This is a genomic window from Citrobacter sp. TBCS-14, assembly GCF_005280805.1.
Classification (GTDB): domain Bacteria; phylum Pseudomonadota; class Gammaproteobacteria; order Enterobacterales; family Enterobacteriaceae; genus Citrobacter; species Citrobacter gillenii.
On the sequence record NZ_SZWM01001065.1, the window covers coordinates 1 to 258 of the forward strand.

2 protein-coding genes are annotated in these 258 nt (G+C 56.2%); both read right to left on the minus strand.

Features of this window, described 5'->3' with window-relative positions; translation table 11 throughout:
* On the minus strand, positions 1-152 hold a 152-nt coding region (locus FDX22_RS23955; RefSeq protein ID WP_146717890.1), incomplete at its 3' end, for a DUF4312 family protein.
* 2 nt (positions 153-154) lie between these two features.
* Positions 155-258 (minus strand): SFCGS family glycine-rich protein (locus FDX22_RS23960; protein ID WP_304571814.1); only part of this gene is annotated, 104 nt, incomplete at its 5' end.

Below are 258 nucleotides of genomic sequence, written 5' to 3' on the forward strand. Positions count from 1 at the left end.
ACCTGCACATCCTGTGGCTCAATACGCAGTAAGATATGCGGCGACGCTTTCATCACCGCAGCCTGAACGTGGTTCAGGGCATCGGCAAAGGCGCGCGCTTTGGCCTCGCCCTTGCCAGTGACTCTCACCGTGGTGGTGAATTGCTCTTTCATACTTAAGCGCCGTGTTTCTTTTGCCAGGCCTGCACCAGGCGCTCGCCGAGCTCTTCTTTGTCCATAAAACCGAATCCCAGCACGTTACAACCTTCGTTGATGGCCG